General features: G+C 54.9%; 4 protein-coding genes. All 4 read right to left on the bottom strand.

Annotated elements, in window-relative coordinates:
• A partial coding sequence (locus ACETWG_06725; protein ID MFB0516282.1) for a PAS domain S-box protein occupies window positions 1–1,907 on the bottom strand: 1,907 nt, incomplete at its 3' end.
• Between the two features lie 458 nt (window positions 1,908–2,365).
• Entirely contained in the window at window positions 2,366–2,953 is a 588-nt protein-coding gene (locus tag ACETWG_06730; GenBank protein MFB0516283.1) for a flavodoxin family protein, read from the bottom strand.
• 161 nt (window positions 2,954–3,114) lie between these two features.
• Window positions 3,115–5,139 carry an alpha/beta fold hydrolase gene (locus ACETWG_06735; GenBank protein ID MFB0516284.1) on the bottom strand — a complete coding sequence of 675 codons (2,025 nt, stop codon included), beginning with the start codon at window positions 5,137–5,139 and terminating at the stop codon, window positions 3,115–3,117.
• Window positions 5,140–5,401: 262 nt separating this feature from the next.
• On the bottom strand, window positions 5,402–5,586 hold a 185-nt coding region (locus ACETWG_06740; protein ID MFB0516285.1), incomplete at its 5' end, for a T9SS type A sorting domain-containing protein.

Consider the following 5,586-nt stretch of genomic DNA (forward strand, 5'->3'; position numbering starts at 1 on the left):
AAATAAATGTGATCAGGAACGTTATCCATTAAAGTACGAAAAAGGTGATGTTCCCAAGCCAATTCCTCCTCAGCCCGCTTGCGCTCGGTGATATCTACGAAAGAAGCCATCATGCAGATAGGCTCTCCGGTCTCATCGTTTACCATGTTTGCCGTGAGTTGGACATCGAACGGCGAGTCATCCTTTCTTCTGGCAACCAATTCACCGACCCAACTCCCCTTCTTACGCAGTGCCTCGATTACCTCTACAGCCTTCTCTTTCACCTGCCAGAATGCCATACTAGACTTTCCCAGGATCTCCGTTTCATCATCATAGCTCCACATTTGAATAAAAGAGGGATTTACGTAGGTCAGAATCCCATCCAGGTCAGAGATAGCAATGGCGCTGATGGACGATGTTATGGCGCTATCTTTTACTCGCAGGGCTTCCTCGGCCTGCTTGCGCTCGCTAACATCACGGACAACACCTCGAAAACCCATCGGTTCACCCGACGGGTCCCGCCGCAGGGACGCGGACATCTCCAGAATCCTTCTGATCCCATCCTTTCTGATAACCTCATAGTCCATCACCTTTGCCGGTTTTCCCGTCCGATAGATGGCATTAAAAACCTCATACATCCTTTTTGCGGTCTCCGGAGAAGTATAATCGCGGTTATTCATTCCCATTAACTCTTCCCGGGGAAGTCCTGCTATACGGCACATCGAGTCGTTAAAAAAAGTGAGGTTCCCGGCAAGATCAATCTCGAAGTAACCCTCCTCAATGTTCTCCAAGATGTTGCGGTATTTCCCCTCACTTTCCCGCACCATTTCCTCGGCCTGTCTGCGCTCAATGGCAGTGGCCAGTATGTTGGCGATAGCATCCAGGAAATACATCTCATCATCCGTAAAACTGTGCCGCTGGGCAGTATAGACGCCGATGACACCAAAAGGTTGCTCAAGGGATCTAATGACCACACTCATCCCGCTGATCACGTGATGGTCGCTCAGCAGCTGCGGCGCGGTGAACCTGCCTTCGCTCCGCAGATCTTCCACAATTACCGGTGCATCCTGGAGCAAGGTATAGCTGGCCAGGGAGTGTTCTCCTGCTTCGACAGTAGCCTGGCCCACGAGTCCCTCCCTCCAGCCAACCCCGGCCCTTAGTAGAAACTCGTCCCCCGAGGGCAATAGCTCCAGTATCATGCAATATTTCATATCGAGAATATCGCCCATAGATGCTCCAGCCTGGTTGAATAAGCTGGTAAGATCGGTCGTCTCCAAGGCCATCTGGCCGAACCTGGCGATAGCAGCTTGCTGCTCGGCGATGGATGCTTGCCGGCGGGCATAGCGGCGGGCTTGGCGTAAGGCCTCAGTGATCTCCTTCGTCCCGACATGGATCAAAGCCACTGTCAGTGTGAACCAGAGAATATAGACCGCCCACACATTAACTGGCTTATAGATGAGCAATTGCTCGGGTAAAAAATTGCGCGTCTGGGCAGCGAGCATACCTAGTCCGGCCAGGGTGTTTACGACGGCGGCACCAATACCATAGCGCAAACCAAAGAGAAGACCAACACCCAACATGAGCGGGATGTAGCCGGCAAGGTTAGGAGATTCAATCCCTCCGGAAAATAGGACCAGTCCGGTGATCATGAACCACGCGGTTAGCGGAAGCAGCCGACTGACGAGTCGGATAAATCCCCGGCGAAAAAGAAATAAATGTACCGCCAGCCAGATGATGAGGGCACAAGCGGCGATAAATTGGGGGAATGGACGAGGCGAGATAGAGACATTTACCATACCAGCTGCAGACGCCAAGAGCAATCCACCCCATAGGACCGTATTGAGCAACCCAGCAGTGCGTGTCTTGTTACGGTCATCAAAAACCGGCGCCGCAAAGAATCGGACCAATTTATCAGGAAACGCTATCATGATGTTCCTCACAGGATACTATTTAATCCCACCAGCTCCCAATTGGGACAGGGCTAGGACTAAGCTAACACAACGATGCTGGTTTTAATACCACTAGCCCAAGCGAGTACAGGGGTAAACTACCTGACCTATGACCCAGACAGGGTACCAGGAGCGATTCCACTCACTTCGCGCCTGAACCAGCCGCTTTTATAGTTTCTTACCAGTAGATCACGATATATCATGCCAAATATGGATTAGCCAGAATCGAAATGCAACAAAATCAGCATATTCCTTACCTCCGCTCATTCATATCAGGATTTATATCGGCTGGCGAAGACACCCTCATGACTGCGCTCGCTTCGCCGCAAAGCTCCTCCAGGAACCGTCGTCTGGCCCTATTGATCGGTCATATCCGACCTCACCGCGCCGGATACAAGCCTGGTGGGGCTCAGGCGTCAGGGGCCGGCTCAGTGTACCTACTTCAATCTGCCTGCCAATTCGGCTACCCTCTTGCCTAAGGCCTCGCCTTTGGCTAGAAACTGCGGCTGGACAAGCCCCTCTACCTGCTCATCGTTGAAGGGCGCCTCGCCTGTAATACCGGAGGCACCGAAAGCCTGCTGCCACGTCGGCCCCCCAACCACGATCATATTGAAGATCAGCATGGTGTGCAGGAGGTTCAGCTGGGTCAGTTCCTCCCCGGCGGAAATGCCCCCACCGGTAACGAAAGCGGCACCGATCTTGTCCTTCAACGGCTGCCCTGCAATTGGCCAGCTGTTGATGAACTGTTGAATCGGTGGTGCCACATTGGCATTATGCACCGGGCTGCCGAGGATGATAGCTTCCGCTGCCAGCACATCGCTGTAAGTGGCTTTATCAACGGGAAGCAGTTTAACCGCTGCCCCGGACACCGAACGGGCGCCCTCCGCTACTGCCTCCGCCATAGCCGCCGTGTGGCCCTGGACACTGTAATAAACAATCAGCACGTTCTGGCCGCATACAGCGGTCAGCAGCGAAATCAGCAGCGAAAACAGAACGGCCGGAACAATGAAGGTATATTTAAGCATATAAAATTCCTACCTTTGAGCGTTAGGATTCTTCCGACCCAACCCCATCATCCAGTAAAGAAAGAGGATATACGATGTTTCTAATAGTGCTCTGCGTCACCTGTGACGAGCAATGGCCTGGCCGAGCCACGGGGCAGCCATCAATCCCCGGATTACCGCCTCTACTGCAGGTATGTGGCGAGCCAATCCCAGACCGTCTCGTACCACAGCTCGCTGTTGAGCGGCTTGAGCACAAAGTGCCCTTCATCGGGGAAATAGAGCAGCCTTGATGGTACGCCCATCTTCTGCAACGCGGTGAAGGTCTGTAGTCCCTCGCTGATGGGTACCCGGAAGTCCTGCTCACCGTGGATCACCAGCATGGGTGTTTTGAACTTGTCGATGAACTGGTGCGGCGACCACTTGCGGTACATGCTGGGATTGGTCCAAGGTGTGCCCCGGAACTCCCACTCGGGGAACCACAGCTCTTCGGTATGCAGGTACATGCTCGTGAGGTTGAAGACTCCGGCGTGGCTGACCAGAGTCTTGAAGCGATCGGTGTGCCCGGCGAACCAGTTCATCATGTAGCCGCCGTAGGAGCCGCCGACCGCCGCCAAGCGATCAGGATCGATGAAATTGTAGGCCCCCAAGACGTAGTCCAGCCCCCGCATGAGGTCCTTGTAGACCTTTCCGCCCCAGTCACCCGAGATTTCATCGGTGAACCGCTGGCCGTAGCCGGTGCTGCCCCGGGGATTAAGCATCACTACCACGTAGCCCGGAGCGGCAAACAACTGGGCATTCCATCGGTAGTGGAAATAGTCGCTCCAGGCACCCTGGGGCCCACCGTGTACCAGGAACAGCAGGGGATATTTGCGGCTGGGATCAAAGTGGGGCGGCTTAAGTAGAAAACCGTGCACCCTGGTCCCCCCGGCACCCTTATACCAGAACTCCTCCGCCGGATTCATGTCCAGCTGGGCCAATACGTCGTCATTGGTATGGGTCAACTGTACCTCCTCCCCGGAGGTGAGATTCAGCTTCCTAATCTCCGGGGGCGAGTGCATACTCTGGCGTAGAAAAACCAGGTTTTGCCCGTCGGGGGTAATCTGCAGGGAGGTATTATAGCTGCCTTCAGTAAGACGAGTTACCTCTTTAGACACTAGGTCCACATAGAAAATGGCACTCCGGCCCTCGTCGGCGGCGTTGAAGTAGATACCGTCGCCTCCCGGTGCCCAGACATATTGGCTCACTGACCGGTCGTAGTGGCCGGTGAGATCAATGACCTTGCCGGTAGCTATCTCCCGTAGCAGGAGGCGGTATTTATCCGCCTCAAAGCCCGCCCGCGCATGGGCCCGATAGGCCAGGTAACGGCCATCAGGGGAGTACTGCGGGTAATTATCATTGGCCGGGTTCTCTGTGAGCCGTTTAACGGCGCCCGTAGTAAGCTCCACCAGGAAAATATCATTATTGGTGCTCACAGCTACCACCGGGCCGATGTTTTTCACGTAGCAGATCTGGCCGCCGTCCAGGGAAAAGACATAATCCTGATACCCGCCCAGGCTGATAGGAGGCGTGTCGTAGTCCCCGGGCGTTACGTCCTGAGCCGATCCATCGGTCACTGATTGGACGAACACGTGGCTACGGGTTCGGTCGGTCCACTGGTTCCAATGGCGGTAAAGGAGTCGATCGGTAATCCTGGCCTTGACCTTGCTATCTTCCAGCTCCTGCAGCCGGGCGGCCTGGGCCTTCTCGCCCTCCAGCTCCGTGAAGACATCGGAGGTAAAGGCCAAGCTTTGACCATCGGGGGACCAAATCGCTCCGCCAGCACCTGCCGCCAGGGTCGTCACCTTACGTGCCTCACCGGTAGCCACAATGAGCACGTAAACCTGGGGTGTACCATCCCGGGACGATGTGAAGGCCAGTCGGGTGCCGTCTGGCGACCATCGGGGATGCCGGTCAGACTCGGGATCATCCGTCAACCGCCTGGGCTCATCGCCGTTGATGGAAACCAGCCAGATATCACTGTTACTCGTATTGGCCGGCTTGTCGTACTCGGTGACCACATACGCGATCCACAGACCATCGGGCGAGACTTGCGGATCACTCACCTGCTTGATATTGAAAAAGTCATCATGAGTAATGGCCCGCTTCTGCTCCCCTGCCACCGGGATCATAGCAACCAGCAGGGCCGCTAATAGTAACCAGTGTTTCATGATTGGACTCCTGTCAAAATTGGAAATATCGATGGTCTAAGTTAGGCGGCATGCAAGACCACCGCAATGCACACGGGCCATGTTTTCCACAGTCATGTTACAGAATGGGTGGTCACCGCTACAATGGAGAGCGGCTGTCAAGAGGGATTCTGTTTTGAGGACGCCATCCCGCGTGGTGGAGAGTTGAGCAAGGGCTGGCAGAAAGTTGGTACAGTGTGGGCGCTAGATCAATCCGCAGGACCGGCCATTAAAAGGCCAGGGATCATTTCAAAACCACCAGCTTACGGGTCTCGATAAAGCTGCCTGCTTGTATCCGGTAGAAGTATATGCCGGCGCTCACCTGGCGCCCATAATTATCCCCGGCATTCCAGATGGCCTGGTACTTCCCCGCCGGGCGGTAATCCTTCACCAGCCTTTTCACTTCGCGACCCAGGAGGTCATATACTA

It is taken from the genome of Candidatus Neomarinimicrobiota bacterium (assembly GCA_041862535.1).
Lineage (GTDB): Bacteria > Fidelibacterota > Marinisomatia > SCGC-AAA003-L08 > TS1B11.

What these genes read in the sequence shown, in the direction of transcription:
- ACETWG_06730 (MFB0516283.1), bottom strand. Translation starts at nt 2,953, where the DNA reads ATGCTTAAATATACCTTCATTGTTCCGGCCGTTCTGTTTTCGCTGCTG.
- ACETWG_06735 (MFB0516284.1), bottom strand. Translation starts at nt 5,139, where the DNA reads ATGAAACACTGGTTACTATTAGCGGCCCTGCTGGTTGCTATGATCCCG.